The sequence below is a fragment of the Phycisphaerales bacterium AB-hyl4 genome (assembly GCA_041821185.1).
Taxonomy (GTDB): domain Bacteria; phylum Planctomycetota; class Phycisphaerae; order Phycisphaerales; family Phycisphaeraceae; genus Natronomicrosphaera; species Natronomicrosphaera hydrolytica.
In genome coordinates, this window is sequence record JBGUBD010000001.1 from 24,755 (window position 1) to 42,888 (window position 18,134).

The following is an 18,134-nucleotide window of genomic DNA, read 5'->3' on the forward strand; positions in this document are numbered from 1 at the left end:
GGTTCAGCTCAAATGTCGCGTTTAGCCCCGCCGCCTACGGCGGCCCCCGGAAGCGCCCCCGCGTGGCTGCGGGGGCTTAACATGAAGCATATGTCGGTCGCTACATTTGGATTAAACCTGCTCTAGTTGCATGAAACGGCTGCGGAGGCCTGCTTGGACTCTTCGGCCACACGTTTCGCCTCGACAATGCACAAGCGGGCTTGTCCGATGTTGCCGAAGCCGACCAGGGTGAAGTCCGCTCGCCATTGCGGGGGTGCGTTGCCGTCATTGCTCCAGCGGGCGACGTCGGTCACAAGATCGACATCATCGCGCCCGCCATAGGCGGAGAAGCTGTTCGGGTCGACCGCGGGGAGTTCGCCGTCCGGGTGATGGTGCGGCCCCAGCAGATTGCGTAACGAGCCATACAGCGTGATGCTCAGCGACCGACCCTTGCTGCGGATCGCCTCGGTGATGTCCAATTCATAAGGCGGCGCGAATACGTGCCCGACACATCGTTCGTCAATGTGCACCGCCGCCGCCGCTGCGTCCAGACGTTCCAACTGAAGCAGCACGCGCTCGTCGTCGTCCGCGTCCACCGGTGGCAACGTCAACGCGAGACTGAGTCGGCCGGCGTAGAACGGCATTCCCTGCGTGACCGTCTCGCCGGGCGTGAGCGACGTTGGTTTGATCAGCCGAAGCGACGAGGCTGCGGCGACATGCACCGGCACGTCGGCAGGCAATCCCCATTGCTGCCATGTCACCGGCCGCGGCGGCGCGGTGAGCAACGCCGCTTCCACGGCAAACGCACCCACGAGGTAAATCGCCTCGAGTTCCGTGCCATAGCGGGCGAACGCGTCTTCGATCACTGTGGGGTCGCCGTGCTGAAATGCGGCGCAGCACAGTTCGATCACATTGTCGCCTGGCTCAAGCAAGCCCGTCACGTCAATGGCGTGCCAGCGCGGGTCACGCCACCAGCTTCGCCCGTCGTGTTCGACCGTCTGACCATTGACGATAATTTCATAACGGCTCGCATGCTCCACGATCAGTCGCATCGGCTGGTCGGCGTCCAACGCGGCGACGCTGACACCGTATCGCAGCGACACGGGCCCATCGTATTTCAACGCATTCAGCCGTTCTTGAATGGCCAGCACCGGCACGGCATGCGCCGACCACGCGCCGTCGCCCGCGCACCACCGCGCGGTGTCCAGCGGCAGCGTGTTTTCATCAAGCCGATCGACTTGCCAGGCCTCACCGGGCAGGTCGATCTTCTTGCGTACAGGCGGCGCCGTCAGTCGCAGGCCATGCGGCGAGGCTGGCTGAGGTGAAAGCCGCAGCAGCCGGGTCTGCATGGGGGCGAGGTCCAGCGTCAACTTCAACGTGTCATCGAAGCGTTCGGTTGCGACCGCACGCTGCATGCCATCGATCGGGTCCAGCAACGCAGCCGAGCGCCAGTCGCCCGAAAAGTGGCATGTCGCCCCATCCACATGTTCCACGCGATGCAGGTTCGTCAGCATCACAAGCCTGTCGCCATCCTCCAGCTCACGCACATGCGCCAGCACACCCGCGCGAACCGTCGGCTCCACGTCCTCCAGCGCCACGGCCGGTGCGACCTGTGCGATCACAGCCGCCGGCAGATGATCCAGCAACACCTCCGGCACGGCCGCCAGCCATGCGTCAAGTTCCGTGCTCGGTTCACCATCAACCCATCGCGGCGCGTCGCCGCACCGCAGCACCCGGCCGCCCGCCTGCTCGAATGACTTGAGCAACGTCAGCGTCGTCGGCGACATCGTCACCATCGTCGGCAGGACCACGCTCGCGTACCGCATCGCGCCCACGCGCAACACCGGCGTCTGCTCATGGTGTTCCACCGCAGCCGAGTCTGCCAGGATCGTCTCATCCCCCAGATCGAAACCAAGCTGCGCCCCCAGCAACGCGTCGACCACCGCCTTGAGCTGCGCATCCAACGCTTCGATCCGCTCACGCACCGGCGTCGGCGTCTGCTGAAAGACCACATCGCGCACGGCCTGCGGATCGTCGGGCGTCGTCTCGCCCTGCCACAACGCCTGCGTCGACTGCTGCGGGTGAACCACCAACGTCTCCGCCACATACCGGCCCTGGCTCATCGCCACGCACAGTCGGCTAAGCGGTTCGTCCACCGCTCGATTCACTTCCCACCACGGCTGCTGATAAAACAGGTTCGGCGGATAGTCGCGCTTGCGGCAGCCGGCCAGCGTGTACAGCGACAGGTGCGGGTTGAGCAGGTTCACGCCCAACGCGATCTGCTGACAGCCGATCCACCAGCGGTCGGCAAAGGTCATCCCCTGGCCCGACATGCCATAGAGCTCGCTGAGCATCCGCCGTTTGCCCTGCTGGTTGACCACGCTCTGGCACTGCTTGGCGGTGATTCGCTCGCTCACCTGCCTTCCGAGGTGATCGATGCCGGGGATGCCCTGGTGGCGATAGTTGGGCATGACCGCGAAGCCGACGCGCTGCTGGTCGTACATCGCATGTTCGTTCATGAAGTGGCCCGTCAGGGCGAGGCCGTGCTGCTCACACCATTGGCCGATCTGCTGGCTGAAGTGACGTTCGAACAAGTCGTTGATCGTGCGGAAATAGTGCAACCGGAACCGTGGCGCCGCTTCGCCATCGACAAACAACAGGTGCAGGTGATCGCTCGGGTCATAGCCGTGCATCGCGAAGAAGCGGTCGAACAAGCCCGGCGTAAACGGCAGGTGGCCGTCGGGCAACCGACTGTGGTGTGACAGCGGCGCAGGCTCGTCGGTGAACTGGGCGACGATGGTGTCGCCGTAGTCCTGCGCATAGCGAACGTGGTAAGCGTTGTAAGCCTCGACGAGGAACCGCGCCATCGCCTCACGGCTAAGCGTGTTGGCATAACTCACACCGTTGAACCAGGCGCTGCCCATCGGCTCAATGAACTGGTAGACCTGCACACCGCCCCGTGGCGGGCCGAGCGGGTGAGCGCCCTTCGGCGGCGTCTGCCCAATCGGCCGAGCAAACAGGCAGTGGCTGCGAAACCGCTCGTCCGCCATCGGCACACTGCCGCCGGCGTAACCGCTGGGCCACTTGTCCTCGTCGTACAGCCAGACTTTCATGCCCCGCTGACGACACTGATCCACCACCGCATCCACCGCCGCGAACCAGGCCTCGCCCATGTATGGCGTCGTCAGCCCGATGCGGCTGTGCACAAACGCCCCGCCCCAGCCCGCCTCGTGCATCAGGTCCACCTGTCGGCGAACCTCCTCCGGCTCCATCTGCTCGTTCCAACTCCAGAACGGCACCGGGCGATACGCCGCCGGCGGATTGCGAAAATCACCAAGCCAGTGGCGTTGCTCGCTTATCATCGATCAACTCGATCGGTAGCGCTGATGGAAGCGAAACTCCCTGCTGACGAGATCGCACGCATGGAGTGATCCTGCCCCCCAGACTCGATCGCCCCCTGCCGCTCGAACACCCCCACCAGCCAGTCCCGCTCCACCGGGGCAGCGTCCGTGTCGGCCAAGCCTACGCACCACGTCAACGGCTTGCCCTCGCCTGGCCGACGCATCACCGCGACAATCTCATGCTCCCCCTCGGCCAATTCAACGGTCGCGATCTGGCCCTTGGGCGCACGGTGCATCGCCGGCACAAACGCACCGCCCTCGCCAGCGAGCAGTCCCTTACCATCCAGCCATACACGCATCGGCTCGGGCGTGTTGAACAACACATGCACCTTTCGCGCCTGCTCAAGTGTCACGCAGTAACGCAGCCATACCTGTTCGCCTTTACACTCGGCCGAAGGCCACTGCACATACTGCCCCGGTAAATACACAACCTCCGCGTTTGCAGGCATGCAAGGCCCAGCCTCCAACGTCGGCAACGCCGCGCCATCCACAAATCCCATGTCCACCCGCACCGCCAGGTGATCCGTTGCCTGTGGCGCATCATCCACCGCCGGCCGTCGACCCTTGAGCCGATTGCGAAGGTCCAGCACCTGGTCGGTAAACCCGTCAAGCGTTTTCGGGTGCGTCACGCCTCGGACCGATTCGCTCAAGACCAGTTCCTGGCCAATCGGCGTAAGCCATTGCTCCTCGATGCTCTCGGGATCACAGATGCCCAGCAACGCCCCAAGCGTCGCGCCCGTGCAGTCGGTGTCCTGCCCGCAATTAACTGCGATACAGATCGACTTGCCAAACGCCCCGTCCCCCGCCACCCAGCCCAGCACGATGTACGCGACGTTGATCACCACATCCGTGAAGTTGTCGTTCAAGTATCGTTCAGCAAGCCGTCGCTGCACCGCCTGCCAGTCGCCCGATTCCGCCCACCATTGCCGTGTGTCGGCGACCGCCTGGTAAAGCTCCGTGTCATCAGGCAGAAAGGCGATGGCCCGATCAAGCAGCCGTTCGCGGTCACGTTCGACAAACGCAAGACTCTCCCATGCTGCCAGGAATGTCGCCGCCGCGATGCCTTCGTCCGCATGATCCATGCACGCATCTTCATACGCATAAGCCGCGGCAAGTTCGGGGTCGTCCGGCGCCAGACACGCCCACAACTCCGTCCGAATCGCCGCGCCCATCCCCCGCGTAAACGGATTGTCATAGCTGCCGGTCGCCGGCGGCACGAGGCCCAGCTTCAGATTGCGTTTGCAGATGCCATATTCATCCGGCGACATGCCGATGTGCTGCCACGCCTCCGTCAGCACATGCCGATCCACGCGTGGCTCAGCCATGCGGTCGAGCAGATACGCATAGACCACCTGCGCATCAAGGTCATCGTTAGGCAGCATCTCCGTCGGCACCGGGTCGTAGTACGTCAGGTCCAGCGTATGCCGAACCCCCTCGTACGGCATCCCCAACGTGCCACCCACCGACTTGCCCAGCCAGCAGGACATCACCCGACGACGAAATTCGGAGTCAGAAATCATGCAATCCTTCTCACCATGTATCAATGCCTACGGCCTAATAAACAACAAGCCCGATCGCGCGTATACCTGCATATCCTCTCGCTGCTACGATCAGAACCAGAAAAGACGGTCCTGAGTGAAGTACTGCGACGCGCGTGCATATATCTCTCGGACCTGTTCGGCAGCAGCCAGGTCTCCAGCGACAGCCATGCCGTCAGGCTCCAGTTGCGGCACACGTTGAACATGCCCGTCCACAAAGAGAAAGTTGTCACCGCCCGCATCATAATGGGGCCAACGCGGCTCGTTGCCGCCGGCAGTCAGGTCCCGCAATCCACCGGGGAAACTGTGAAAATTCATGTTGGCAAGCATATCCGCGAGCACCGGCGTTTTCGTCGGCTCGGTCACTTCTTCAACCCTAAAAGGGTGTCTTTGCCGCTCAGCATAGAAACCGGTCAGAAGCGAATTGACGCCATAAGTTGGGCCATGATACCTGCCACTGCTATGCCTCTCGCGTTGATCGTTCGGACATAGCCACACGCTCGGCGCGGCAAGACGATTCCGCCCTGCCGGGCTTCCCTGCTGGTTGGTGGGAGGTTGGTCCATGTATCCAACAGCCAACAGGTTGATCCAATTGTCCGGCTGATACCACGACGTGACGCCACCCAGGTTATCCGGATAGTTTCCGGTCGTCGGGAAGGACCCTCTCGAATCCGCGGCGTACGCCGCAAAGGCGATGCCCAACTGCCTCTGGTTTGATCCGCAGGCAATCGCCCGGGCGGAGTCGCGCGCCGCGCTCAGTGCCGGCAGGAGAATCGCAACCAGCAAGGCGATGATGGAAATCACCACGAGAAGCTCGATAAGCGTAAAACCACGCCGCGAGGTGAACGTCGACCTTACCGGGGGATTGGTGCGGCCAGATCGCTCTATACCTGTATCACTTCGAAAAGAACTCATCATCGTATCCTCACTTCTTCAGTCATCCGTTGTATCTCGTGCACACCGAATCACAGGGTTCCCCCGGCAACTGCCGCCAAAACCGCGGAAGGCCCGGCAGAGCCTTCCGCGGGTCATTTCCCATCATTACCCGTTCGCGTGCGCCAACTCACCGCCGCGAGTTCGAAGGCGTCGGCTGAGCATCATCAGCGAACCGAGCGCCACCAGGCCAAGCGACGCCGGCTCAGGAACAACCGTAAAGTTGTGATAGTCAACGACGACACCCTGTGTATCCGCACCACCACTCATTCGGCCACGTAAGCCGAAGTATTCACCCGTCAATGGTGTTGTGTCTGTAAAGGACAAGACGGATGAGGTGGTTACACCGTCGGACACAGTATATTCAAGCGTCAAATGACCAAGTTCGTTGTAGGTTCCATGGACGGTCAGCGTGTAATCGTTGTTCGAATCAAAAGCAAATGTACCACTGAGCGTGCTCTGGCCTCCGCCACTTATTTGCATACGCCCAATATTGCCAACCTGGTTGCCTAGCCCGTACACCTGATAGGTTGCCCAATAGAAGTTGTTACCGGCGCCGTGGCTCGCACTACCTTCTATGCCCGTCAGGTTCTCACCAAACAACACAAGGCCAGGCAGCGCTTCTTTATTGCCTGCGCTTGCCGATTGCGACACCAAGTTCAGTGTTGTCGAAACAGTAAAGCTGGACAAACTGCCAGCATCCATATTGGTCACCTGCCAAGCCGCCGAACCAATCGGATTTGACGCTGGCGGCTGGCTATCCACTTGAATATCCCAACGCATAGCATCGCCTTGGATGTTGAACGTATTTTCAACGCCGTCATAAGCGTTGGCATGAACAGTTGCATTGGCTGGGGCGTCCCCGTTGTTGTAGCCAGTAAAATCGTCGTTATAAGGCTGAGAAATTGGCGCCGCATAGGCCTGCGTTCCGCAGGCGACACCGGCAGCAACCAATAAACTGAAACTTAAACCATTCACGATTCTTTTGATTCCGTACATTTCATTCTCCAATGTAAAAAGGGGTACAAGAACATGTGAACCGAACCGACGCTTCTCATGTGAACATTGCGATTAAGGCTTCTGAACAATACGGAACAGATCGCCCGTACCGCCGGGCAGGACGTAATGGCTCAAAGTATGGTTGTCCAAGGGCACGGCTTCATACTCGCCGGTCTGCCGGTTCAGCCGTTCGACGCCATCGACACGCGGCCGAAACCGCAGGGAAACTGCTGCGGCGGTCTCGGCGGCCGACAGATCAGCGCCGTGGTTGCCGTTGACGATCATGAAGTAGGCATTGCCATCGTCATCGCGGAACGTGCCCAGCACAGCCCCGCGCCGGTTGGACGACTGCACATCCAGCACAAACGGGTGTTGCCCGCGCTTAAACGCCGTGACGCCGATCGGCAGCACATTATGCCATTCGCCATCGCGATACCGTCGGCCGGGCACGAAATGCACGGACGTGCTGGTGAGGTCTTTGACCACTTCGCCGATGTGCTTCAACTCAGGCACGATGTCGCGAATGTACTCAGCCGACGGCGTGGGCTTCTCTTCATAGTCGAGCATGCCGTGGGCATACGGCTCGTACGACGCGATGTATTTCCAGTAGAACAGGCCCGAATAGCCGTAGGCGAGTGAAACGAACGCCTGAAGCCGGATCTCCGACTCGCTGGGCGAGTGGAACGGGCCTTCCGTCCAGGCGAAGGCCTGAAGCCAGTTCCAGTAGGGCACGTTCGAAGCCAGTGCCTGGTCCCGCACACGTTCGAGGTTGTCATAGAAAAAGTCGGCTATGGTCCCCCGGTAGAACGGATACATGTTGAACATCATCATGTCCGGGCGGAGTTGTTCCGCCACCGTGTCCATGTAGTTCACATAGACTTCGGGATCATCTGCGAACTCGGGGAAGTCCTTGCCGCGCAGCGCGTGATAGATCAGCGCGTCGGGCGCTGCCTGCCGGGCATGCTCCAGCACCGGGCCAAGTTCTTCCAGTTGCTCGATGCGGTTTTCGTCGCCGATGGAATAACCGATCGGCGCCACCCGCTCACGCAGGAATTGTTCCGCCTCGATGAACTGCTCCTTCTCGCCCGGCCGATACCAGGTGAACCAGTGCACATCCAGACCGGCCTCGACAGCCGGGGTCATGACTCGCTCAACCCGCTCTTCGGACATGTGCGAAAGGCGGATGCCCCCGAGATACGCCGTGAAGCCGAACGACTTGTACTCTTCCATGTCGGCGGGCACATCGTTGTACGCGCCGATCTGAAACTGGTGCGCCCGAACCCAGTCATGCCCGGGCGTCGACTCCGCCTGAGTGCTTGACACGACCAGCATCACCGTAGCGACTGCTAAAACACTTTGCGCCTCTATTCGAATCATTCCATGCTCCTGTTCATCACAATGCCGTTTACACTCACACCCGTCACCGGGATTCCCTGACCACCGATTGTTGGAAGATGCACCAAGGCGGCAGCATTTCCGTTCATGAAACATGTTGCATATTTGCTTAAAATTCATTCCGCGTGTCGTCGCAGGAAAACTTGCGACAGCCACGACGCTTTCTTAATTGCTTTCCGAAGGGGGAGCCGTGGTCGCACCTCGCTTGAAGGTGACTGGATAGTAGCTGTCCTGGGAATCTTCCCGGGTTGAGCGATTGCCTTCGATCCACTCCAGCAGCAGCCGCACACCATCGCGGCCGAGTTCTTCCATCGGTGCGTGAAACGTTGTCAACGCCGGGCGGTAATAGGGAAAAACATCGTCCCCACCCGTGACCGACAACGCCTCTGGCACGCGAATGCCCAGCGCGTCAGCCGCTTCCATGACGCCCAATGCCACCGAATCGTTCACGCCCGCGATCGCCGTCGGCGGCTTCGGCCGACTCAACAACTGCTCCGCCAGAGCACGCCCGCTTTCCAGGGTGAAATCGCCTTCCACCACCTCCGGCTCAACGCCGAAACGCTCACACGCCGCCTTGAAGCCCTCCAATCGAGCCGTACTTGCCATCACCGTCGCAGGGCCGCTGAGAAAAGCGATGCGCTGATGCTTCAGCGAGCACAGATGCTCCGCCATCATCGCACCACCGGCCCGGTTATCCACCAACAGGCGAGGAAGCCCCTTCCCTGCCGACGAACCGTTCACGATGACCACCGGCCAGTTCCCCTGCTGCGCCAGCTCACCGATAAACGCCTCATGCTGAGGGGTCGCCCCCCAGATCAACATGCCGTCGATGCTGCGGCTGCGAAACAGCGAAATGTGCTTGCGCGACCGAAGAAACCTGTCATCAACCGTAAGCAGCAGGATTTCCTGCCCCGCCGCCGCCGCGGAGACACTTAACGCCGAAAGCGTTTTACCCAGATTCACATCCGAAAAGCCCACGGTATCCTGCGGCACCACGAAGGCAATGGAATTGGAACGGCCGGCAAACAGACGAGTCGCATGAATATTGGGCTGGTAATTGAGTCGCCGGCAGGCCTCAAGCACCTTCTTACGCGTATTCTCGGCGATGGGCACGGTGGTGACCCGCTTGTTTACGACCCGACTGACCGTACTGGGCGAAACCCCGGCCCGCCGAGCGATCTCACGGATCGACGGAGGCCGGTAAGTCGTATTTTGATCGCAAGTTAATTTACTCACGGGATCCAGGCCCTGAAAAACAACTAGTTGTATGCAACACGTTTCACTAGCTAATTTACCGCCTCGGCCAAACCCCGTCAAGTTTTTTTCACCTGAATCATGGTTCAACTCGAAGACCCCTTTCTACGAACAACCAGCTCAGCAACCGTTAGCGCATATCCCCGTCCACGCGTAGCGACTGGGCGTGCTCTATCGCGGCTTCAAATTAGGTACGACGGGCGCCACACAGCATCCCGCAGGGGCTGTCGTGCCACCCCAGGTCGCTACGTACAAATCGAATCCGCCCTAAGCGATGACCTGGGCGTGTCAGCGGAGGCAGGCCTGGAATGTGTGGGCGACGCTGTCCACCCGAGATTTTTAAGCCACCTTTGCGTGGCCCGCTTCAATCACTCAACGCTGCGCCGAAGCAGAATGCCAATAGATCATCCACATGGGCCTTGGCCAGGCATTCGACCGTGTCTGCCGCGCCATAGTAGATTTTCACCTCGCCGTCGTCTTCGAGAATCATGCCGCCGGGGAAGATTACGTGGTTGCGAAAGCCATCGGTGTCGGGCGTCGCGTTGTGGCCGGTTTCATAGGAAGCTTCTGGCGTCAGCAGCGGGGCCGGGGCTACGGCGACAACGCGCGAAGGATCTTCAAGGTCCAACAAGGCCAAGCCGGCGTCGTAACGCTTGGTCCACTTCGCCTCCCAGCCGTTCTTGCCCCGGCTTTCGTCGCGGTTGACGGTATGAATCGCGGTCAGCCAGCCAAGCCGTGTCTTGATCGGCGGGGCCCCTGGGCCGATCTTGTCGTTGGCGTGTGGCAGGTCCTCTACGCCAAGGACACAACGTTGCCCGCCCCAGTATCTAAGATCGGGCGAGCGTGCCAGCCAGATATCGAATCGGTCGCGACCGCGACGGCTGTAGACGGGCATGGGGCGTTCGAGTCGCACGTAATGACCGTCGATTTTTTCCGGGAACAGCACCAGATTGCGATTGTCTGGCGAACTGATGCTGAGCAGTTCGAACCGATCAAAATCGTCGGTCACCGCCACCCCGCCGCAGACGCCGTGCGCCGTGTCCACAGCAAAGCACAAGTGCATACGGCCGTCGATGACGGTCAGACGCGGATCGTAAAATCGGTAGATCTCCTCGTGCGTGTCCCGATGTGGCATCAACGGCCGCATCAGGTCACGGGCCTGTTCAAGCGTGATGCACGGCCTGGGCTGAACCTGCCAGTTGACGCCGTCATCACTGAACGCAAGGCCGAGGTTCGTGCCGTCGAAACGCGTATCGCCCCATCGGCCGTAGTCGTTGCGAAAGACCATGACGTACCGGCCCTGATACTTCGCGACACCGGCGTTGAACACCAGCGTGGCGTGGTATGGCACGTCGTCGGCCGAAAGGATCGGATTGGCTGCGTGGCGTTTGAGCGGCGTCGCAGACACCGCCAGCTTCGAAAGAATATCAACCATGACGTTCTTTTACCTCTCACGCCGATGCAATCTCACAGGACGACATGACTCGTCAACGCCTGCCGCGCAGACGAATTCGGCTCCCCGCGTGGACGCTGCCGGCTGAAATGCTTCGTGAGGCGGGATCATAATACGATTGCCAAGTCGGGTAAGTCTCAAGATCAACGCTGGTCGGCCATGGCGGGATCGATTCCCGACCGCGACACCAGCCGACGCATGGCATGTCTGACCGGCGTTCGCTCGTCTTCAAGCAAAGCGAGCGCTTCGGCATGAGGCTCGAGGCCGAGCGCCGTCCGCGCCCGAGCCACCGCAAACTCCAGTTGCCATCGGTAGTCTTGAGTCGAGTTCCAGATGATATCGGTCCCCGGATTGGAAGGGAGCGGTGTATCGAACGATTGGCCGCGAAGGGCCGACTCCGCCAATGCCCCGTTATATCTCGCCGGGATCCCTCGCTCGGCAGTGATCGGCCCACGGCGTAATGCATCGAAGATCGGCTGAGCCGTTGCGGCATCGATCTCGCCGCGCGATGCCAACGCTTCAATCGCCAAGGCAAGCGAGGTGCGCGTGACCAGAGCATGGCCGGGAACCTCGGCGAGGTCACGCAGGGCGTCAACGCAGCGGCTCGAACCACAGTGGCGAAGCATGCAGATCGCGGCGAGCCAGTTCGGAACCAGCCGTAGATTTTTGAGAGGCTCGAACCCTTCCAGCCCATGGGCATGGGCTGACTTCCAACTGCCGTCATAGCCATACTCGCGCTGCCGAATCGCTTCGATCAGCCGAGGCTCCGCTCGGTTTTCTCGCCACAGCGCACAGATCCCCGCCGCGATCCAGCTGACCTTCGGATCGTCGTGATCCAACCGTTGGCGAACCTGCTCACCGATCTTTGATTCGTTGCGATACAACCACCACATCGACTTGCCTGGAACGCCCCGGTCCATTTCATCCAACGCGAGTTCAAGTTGTCGATTCACCGCGACATCGTCGAGACTGTCGAAATCCAGCACCTTCCCGAAGATCGGCGGCTCTTTTCCCTCGGGCGGGGTCAGCGCACCGGACGCTTCGAGTTGTCTTTGCAACTGGTCAAGCGGAACCGCCCGACTGGCCAGGCCGTGCTGGCTCGACAAGGCAGCGGCGTAGCCGGATGCCTCGCCGATGCGCTGCATATCGCGCTGCATCCGCATCGCGTGGTGCGCATCCTGGGAAACGCCCACGCATCGCGAGGCCAGCCACACGTTATCCAGACCACGCGGCAGCAACATGCGGTAGCTGATTTCACAGGCCATCGGCGTCCGCCAGTTTCGGCACAGCCAAATCCAGAACAGCGCTTCGTCCGACTCAAATTCAAAATCAACCGCGTGGTTGTCGTAGTGACATCCGGTGTAACCGATGCGATCTTCAAACGACCGCCGCTGAATCAGGTCGTCCAGTTGCAGGATGTAATCGGTCTTGATCTGTCGGCCCTGACGCAGCCCGATGGCTGGGGCAATGTACGTTGGCCGTTCCAGATTGTCGTATCGGTCCAGAAGATACTGCTGGATGCCCTGCACACGCGCACGCGTGAGGTCTTCAGGATCCGTCGGGTCACACCAGCCGGCGTCAAAGTTAACCAACTGCATGACGACGCCGTGTCGCTGCTGCTCGCGCAGTTTGCCGGACGATTGGGAATACGCGTGAAGTTGCCCATCGACCGCCCGGCCCAGGGTAAAGTCGGCCCCCGCCATCGCCGCAACATCGCCGTCGCCCGTGCCGTCGACCACGGCCTTGCAGCGAACCTTGACCGGCCCGGCCGTGGTCGCCATCAACAGCGACACGACGCGTCCCGCCTTACATTCAACGCCGTACACCAGGCTGCCGCAGCGCAGATCCACCTCAGCCTCCCGAAGCATCTGGTTGAGCACTACCTTCTTGGCTTCGGGATGGAACGCGCCGCTATACAACGGCTTGCCGACCGCAGCCATGAAATCGCGCACACGCTCGTCCAACTGCTGCTGGAAACCACCGGGCACACCGTAGTAGTAATAGTGAATCCCCCCGCCCGCGCCGATGCCGCCGGCGAAAGCGTGCGGCTCCAGGCATACCGTCTTTACACCGCGAGAGGCCGCGGTGATCGCCGCGATCGTGCCACCAGTCCCCGCCCCGACCACGGCTACGTCGGCATCGATAACTGCTTCAGGCTCAATCTCGGAAATTGGACGTCGAATCGCATCGGACGACGCATCGGCTTCAGGCAGGCTGAGCACGGCATCGGCGGCCCGGCCGCCCAGGTCGAACCGTGACGCGAGCGTGTCCATCGGATCGCCTGAGTAACTCGCCGAGGCGCATGCGACGTTAAGCGACGCCAACGTCTCGTCGCGTGTTTGGACGGAGTCGTAGATGGGCAGCGGCTCGACGCTACAGTGACTCATGACCGCCTGCCGGGCGCTGTCGTCCAGGCCAACCAACTGTTCGCGAAGGTGCTCCCAACGGTCCGAAGGCAACGGCATCTCTGTAGCCAGATACCGCTCGGTGGGCCAAGCGGTCGGTTTCAGCGGCGTGTTCTGCCACTGCTCCGATTGGAAATACATCCACGTTCGCCCCACTTTCGCCTCCCGGCGTTGCGAGGCCCGGCTCAAGCGTTGGAGCATGAAGCCGTCTTCGGTCGCATCAATCCACCGGCGGCCGACCACTCGACGCAACCCAGCTTTGGTCGCCACGATCAGGCCGATCACCGGACCGTCGGCCGAGGCCTGCTCTCGCTCAACAGCCACGGGATGAGCGTAGTACAGCACCGGCATCTTCATTTCAACGAGTTGATTGGTGGCAACCACTTCGGTGATCGCGCCGTCCATCCACCCATGCTGAACGCCGCCGCGATCACTGACAGCCTGATGGAGGTCACGCCACTGGGCCCGCTCGCTCTCACCGGCGTCCGCGCAGAAGCAACGCCCGGCTTCCCAGACCAGGTCCCCCCGCGGGCCGATCAGCAGTACGGCATACCCCTGATGATGCAAGCGAGTGGCCGCACTGAAGCCAGCCATCCCACTGCCTACCACCACGACGTCATATATACGCTCGAAGATACGCTTATTCATCATTGCTCAGCAGATCTATTCAAAAAGTCGTTCTTCATTCCCCGGTCGTCAGGGTCGCACGAAAGCTGGTGATACTCTCGGGCGGCAAGCTGAGTTCGGCACCCTGCGCATCCCGCCGCTGCACATGCCAGAACTTCTCCTCCCCTGGCACTTCCGGCTCCTCGAGCTTGTCCGGGTCGCAGGTCATCTGCTCCGTCCATTTCAGAGCGAGCGGCGTTTCTCCCGCCTTGAGGCGGACCGTCATCGGCTCTTTGCGCGTATTGACCAGAACACCGCCGATGAGAGAGCGATCGGGGTTGGCACTGATGAACCACTCCAAGTCGCGCTCGCCTTCGGCAAACAGTGCCGAGCTCATCGGGCCAAGGTCCGCATCGTGAACCAGCAACTCCGGGCATTCGATGACGAGTTCGTTGAGCATGCGGTTGACAGGCCCGAAGGGGCCGATGTCAAAGCGCGGTCGCCCGTCGGCACTGCGGTATTCATCGCCCCCGCCTTCAGGGCGTTGGAAGATCCACGCACTGCCTTCATTCGATGAATTCTCACCAGCCGTGCCCGGCGTCCAGTAACCCAGCCCGCTCGTGAGCACAAACTCATGCGCGGTCGAGTAATCCACGCGGGGATGGCTCAACATTGTCATCGCGAACTTTGCGTTATTGAGCGCTCCGGTCTTGAACGTGCGATGCCTCGTGCCCCCCGTCCCGGTGTACCGCCATTCCGTCAGGAGGTACTGCAAGTGGTCCGTGTTGGGAATGTCCGCCAGGATGTCGGAGACCATTTCAAGGCCGTCGAAGTTCGCGCTGTAAGAACTCGAAAATCCATAAAGGTGAACTTGCAGATGCGAGAGTTTTTCAATGTCGTCCCCGAGTGCGGGCAGCACGTGCTCATGCCAGGTAAACCACCTCTCACGCGACGGCTGATTGGAAATGAACGTCTTGATCCATGGGTCATCCGTGTCGCGGATCATGACGGGTACCGCCAACTGGATGTCCGACTGGAGGTCTTTGCCAGCGTGAATGATCTTCCTGGCGTATTGCGCGTAAAGCTCCGGATCCCAAGCGCTCCAGGTTTCATTGCCAATCTCCCAGGCGACGTATAGATCTTCGTAGCCGTTATCGATCACCCAACGCAGTTTCCGGGTGAAGTTCTCGACGGCGCCATCGAAGTGTTCCGGACGATCCTTGAACCGAATCACCTGGCCCGTGTCAGGGTCGTAGTACATATAGTCATTAATGGCGCCGATCAGTGGAATATCATTTTCTCGGCAGAACTCATGCCATTGATACGGACAGTACCAGATGGGATCGCCACCCTCACGCGAAAAATCGTCTGGAGCGTCTTCGATGCCGTACTGCTGCACAATCGCTTCGTAGTCGGCTGGCTGGACATGATCTATATCCAGATCACTGGTTTTCTCGTGTCGCTCAAGAAACCGCAGCTTCCGCTCGGCGATCATGAGCTGCTCCGCTGCTTCCTCGCTGAACCACGCATTGACTGAAGAATGCCCATCAAGAACGCTGCGCCCATCCATCCGCATGACCGGCCGACCGATGTCTTGCATAAACCGGCCGAACTGCCCGCTATCGAGCATCTGCTGAATGCTGTAGTGATAACGGAACTGCTGGGCGTTGGCGCCAAGGTAGGCGTGACGCAAGTCCTTCTGTGTATGCTCGACATCAACGGAAATCGTTCGTTGTTCGGCGTGAACTGCCGCGAGCGGTGCGTGCCATAGAACGATCGTCACGGCCAACAGAAAACATGTAAATCGATACATAAGATGTCTCCAGCTAACGGCGTCGATAGCGAAAGGCTGTTCATTTGCACGCGTTCACGAAAACGCGAGTATTCAGCATGCCTTGCCTGGAGTAAGTCCTTAATCCTCCGTTCGCCAAGGCGGCGCTACGAAATTGCTGAATGGATTATCAATGGGCATATCCCCGATCTGCGTTCGCTCGACACGGCCGTCGAAGTAGAGCACATTGATCGTGTTCCCCAGGTCGCCGGCTGCTAGCCCGGCCGTATGCCGCCCGTCAAGATTGAACGTTTCGGGCAATTCCCCAGGGATAAAGTGAAGGAGGCGACGTGCGCCATCTGCTGTGGCAAGCAAGCGCCCCGGAGAGTCCATGTCCGCGTAGCGAAGCCTCCGCATGCTCCCAGGGTCAGCAGCGTAGTGATACTGCTCGCTGATCCAAGCGCTGCGCCCAAATTGAGAGAAATAATTGTCAACATAATTGATCGGCCGATCTGACGCCGGGCAAGCGAAGATGCTTGGCGGCAACTCTCCATGAATGAAGCGATTGCCACTGTTGTATTGCAGATACTTCTCGGCAAGCTCGGGTTCCCAGGAGCGTCCCCCCGGGAAAATGGTTGGAGGCACCCAATCATTGTTGTCGTCTGCATAGATCGCCATGATCAAACCAATCTGGCGCTGATTCGACGCACATTGAATCTGCCTCGCCGAAGCACGAGCCGCCTGCAAGGCAGGGAGAAGGATGGAGATCAGCATCGCAATGATAGAAATCACAACCAGTAATTCGATGAGCGTGAATGCGTTGCGCCCCGACGCGATGCGCGACTTGGTACCGTCCTGGTGAAACATAGTCTTAACCTTTCGAATGAGGGTTTTGATAGCGTCCAGAGACGTGAGCTAATGTCGATCGACTAGACCTGCTGGGCAACGTGTCCCCTTCGATCCATTTCAGTGGAAGCACTTTTGAAGGCTGTGCGCCCCCTCCGCTATTCAGCGCATCAAGCATGAGTTGTGCCGCCAGTTCACCGGCGGAATAGCGGTCGTACGCGACCCGAGACAGGTCGGGCCACACCGCATGCATCTTCGGCGTCAGACCGTCGCAACTGACCAAACCAAAATCCTCGCCCACCCGGCGGCGCAGATAGCTGGCCGCACGCGTAATAATGCCCGCCCGAGTCTCGTCCAACGCCACCATGGCAACGCCGGGCTGCATGTACTCGCTCAGGTAACCTTCAACCAGTTCAGGAAAGCCCATCACGCGATCCGAATTGACACGGACCCGACGGATGTCATCTTCCAGATCGACTTGCAGCTTCTCAAAGCCGACGCCCCGCTGCTCGCAGGTCATCCGCAGCCCTTCCTCGCGGTGAGGCAGGCTGTAGTGACTCCGCTGCAGGTCGTAAGTGCGGGTCAGCAAAACAGCACGTTCGTACCCGCGTCGAGCAATTTCCTGGCCAACCCTGACGCCCACCCCGGTCTCGTCACGTGTGACACAACCGACCTCGTCGCGCACATTGGTGTCGACCCACACCACTTGCCGAAACAACGCTTCAACTTTTTCACGCAGATCGGCCGGCACCGCACCGAGGACGATCACACCATCGACGACCTCCTCCTGCAACGCCCGCGAGCCAGTGCAGATGGCATCCCGCACATCTTCAATTCGAATCAGAGAGGTGATGTAATCGGTCTGCTCAAGCGCAAAATTGATACCCAGAATCGTTGAATACAGTTCGGGGGCAGTGTGGGGGTCGGCACGACTGTTGACGATCAACACGCCCACGTGCTGGGTTTTTTGACGGACCATCGCGCGGGCTGCCGCATTCGGTCGGTAACCCAGTTCGCTGGCCACCCGCCGGATCTCTTCACGCAACGCGTCGCTCACGCCGATGGTACTCTTCCCGCCCGATAGCACGGTACTGACGACAGGCCGAGAAACGCCAACCTGCCGGGCGATCTCAGAAGCGGTCACTCGCTGTTTGTTCTTGCTGCGCATGACGAGAAAAGTGAAAAGGAACAAGTGGATTACATGTGTAATATAGGTGTTTCGAGCCGTTTGTCAATGCTTTTTATGGAGATTCTGCCAGTTGCCTCGTGACTTTGTTTTGTGTGAACTTCGCCCCAGAACGGCCTTGAGCACGGCTTACGGGCGTGGCTTCGGGCCGGGCGTCTCGCGCAAAGAAAAACCCGCCTCGGTTTGAGGCGGGTTTGAAGCTCCCCGAGCAGGGCTCGAACCTGCAACCTAGCGATTAACAGTCGCTCGCTCTACCAATTGAGCTATCGGGGAATCGAAGCGAGCCCATAAGAATAACGAAGTTTTTCCGCCGATCAAGCCGCGGTCGGCCATTGTTGGCCAACCCCTCCTTGATCGGCGGCAAATCG

At 60.1% G+C, this 18,134-nt stretch carries 11 protein-coding genes and 1 tRNA gene; all 12 read right to left on the reverse strand.

Translation table 11 applies throughout. The annotated features are described in order from the left end of the window. Positions 1-122: 122 nt before the first annotated feature. The 12 genes from ACERK3_00100 to ACERK3_00155 all read right to left on the reverse strand — a co-directional run bounded on the left by ACERK3_00100 (position 123) and on the right by ACERK3_00155 (position 18,039). Positions 123-3,341 (reverse strand): hypothetical protein, encoded by a 3,219-nt coding sequence (locus ACERK3_00100; GenBank protein MFA9476682.1) that lies wholly within the window; start codon positions 3,339-3,341, stop codon positions 123-125. Continuing rightward, on the reverse strand, positions 3,338-4,900 hold the full coding sequence (locus ACERK3_00105) for an ADP-ribosylglycohydrolase family protein (protein ID MFA9476683.1): 1,563 nt from the start codon (positions 4,898-4,900) through the stop codon (positions 3,338-3,340). The genes ACERK3_00100 and ACERK3_00105 overlap by 4 nt, the downstream gene beginning before the upstream one ends. A 90-nt stretch (positions 4,901-4,990) precedes the next feature. Continuing rightward, positions 4,991-5,836 carry a type II secretion system protein gene (locus ACERK3_00110; GenBank protein MFA9476684.1) on the reverse strand — a complete coding sequence of 282 codons (846 nt, stop codon included), beginning with the start codon at positions 5,834-5,836 and terminating at the stop codon, positions 4,991-4,993. 123 nt (positions 5,837-5,959) lie between these two features. Beyond that, positions 5,960-6,850, reverse strand: a complete 891-nt coding sequence (locus ACERK3_00115) for a PEP-CTERM sorting domain-containing protein (protein ID MFA9476685.1) — start codon at positions 6,848-6,850, stop codon at positions 5,960-5,962. Positions 6,851-6,922: 72 nt separating this feature from the next. Further along, on the reverse strand, positions 6,923-8,173 hold the full coding sequence (locus ACERK3_00120; GenBank protein ID MFA9476686.1) for a hypothetical protein: 1,251 nt from the start codon (positions 8,171-8,173) through the stop codon (positions 6,923-6,925). Between the two features lie 237 nt (positions 8,174-8,410). Continuing rightward, on the reverse strand, positions 8,411-9,481 hold the full coding sequence (locus ACERK3_00125) for a LacI family DNA-binding transcriptional regulator (GenBank protein MFA9476687.1): 1,071 nt from the start codon (positions 9,479-9,481) through the stop codon (positions 8,411-8,413). A gap of 382 nt (positions 9,482-9,863) precedes the next feature. Beyond that, positions 9,864-10,934, reverse strand: coding sequence for a glycoside hydrolase family 130 protein (locus ACERK3_00130; protein ID MFA9476688.1), 1,071 nt, complete (start codon positions 10,932-10,934; stop codon positions 9,864-9,866). A 161-nt stretch (positions 10,935-11,095) separates the two neighbouring features. Then, the gene (locus ACERK3_00135) at positions 11,096-14,008 is read right to left on the reverse strand and encodes an FAD-dependent oxidoreductase (GenBank protein MFA9476689.1); all 2,913 of its coding nucleotides are present in this window, start codon (positions 14,006-14,008) and stop codon (positions 11,096-11,098) included. Positions 14,009-14,039: 31 nt separating this feature from the next. Further along, a complete protein-coding gene (locus ACERK3_00140) occupies positions 14,040-15,776 on the reverse strand; it encodes a hypothetical protein (GenBank protein MFA9476690.1) in 1,737 nt (578 codons plus the stop codon). A 99-nt stretch (positions 15,777-15,875) separates the two neighbouring features. Continuing rightward, a complete protein-coding gene (locus ACERK3_00145) occupies positions 15,876-16,601 on the reverse strand; it encodes a prepilin-type N-terminal cleavage/methylation domain-containing protein (protein ID MFA9476691.1) in 726 nt (241 codons plus the stop codon). A 4-nt stretch (positions 16,602-16,605) separates the two neighbouring features. Continuing rightward, positions 16,606-17,772 (reverse strand): LacI family DNA-binding transcriptional regulator, encoded by a 1,167-nt coding sequence (locus tag ACERK3_00150; protein ID MFA9476692.1) that lies wholly within the window; start codon positions 17,770-17,772, stop codon positions 16,606-16,608. A 194-nt stretch (positions 17,773-17,966) separates the two neighbouring features. Then, positions 17,967-18,039, reverse strand: a tRNA-Asn gene (locus ACERK3_00155). Positions 18,040-18,134 lie beyond the last annotated feature (95 nt).

What these genes read in the sequence shown, in the direction of transcription:
- ACERK3_00100 (MFA9476682.1), bottom strand. Translation starts at nt 3,341, where the DNA reads ATGATAAGCGAGCAACGCCACTGGCTTGGTGATTTTCGCAATCCGCCG.
- ACERK3_00105 (MFA9476683.1), bottom strand. Translation starts at nt 4,900, where the DNA reads ATGATTTCTGACTCCGAATTTCGTCGTCGGGTGATGTCCTGCTGGCTG.
- ACERK3_00110 (MFA9476684.1), bottom strand. Translation starts at nt 5,836, where the DNA reads ATGATGAGTTCTTTTCGAAGTGATACAGGTATAGAGCGATCTGGCCGC.
- ACERK3_00115 (MFA9476685.1), bottom strand. Translation starts at nt 6,850, where the DNA reads ATGTACGGAATCAAAAGAATCGTGAATGGTTTAAGTTTCAGTTTATTG.
- ACERK3_00130 (MFA9476688.1), bottom strand. Translation starts at nt 10,934, where the DNA reads ATGGTTGATATTCTTTCGAAGCTGGCGGTGTCTGCGACGCCGCTCAAA.
- ACERK3_00135 (MFA9476689.1), bottom strand. Translation starts at nt 14,008, where the DNA reads ATGATGAATAAGCGTATCTTCGAGCGTATATATGACGTCGTGGTGGTA.
- ACERK3_00140 (MFA9476690.1), bottom strand. Translation starts at nt 15,776, where the DNA reads ATGTATCGATTTACATGTTTTCTGTTGGCCGTGACGATCGTTCTATGG.
- ACERK3_00145 (MFA9476691.1), bottom strand. Translation starts at nt 16,601, where the DNA reads ATGTTTCACCAGGACGGTACCAAGTCGCGCATCGCGTCGGGGCGCAAC.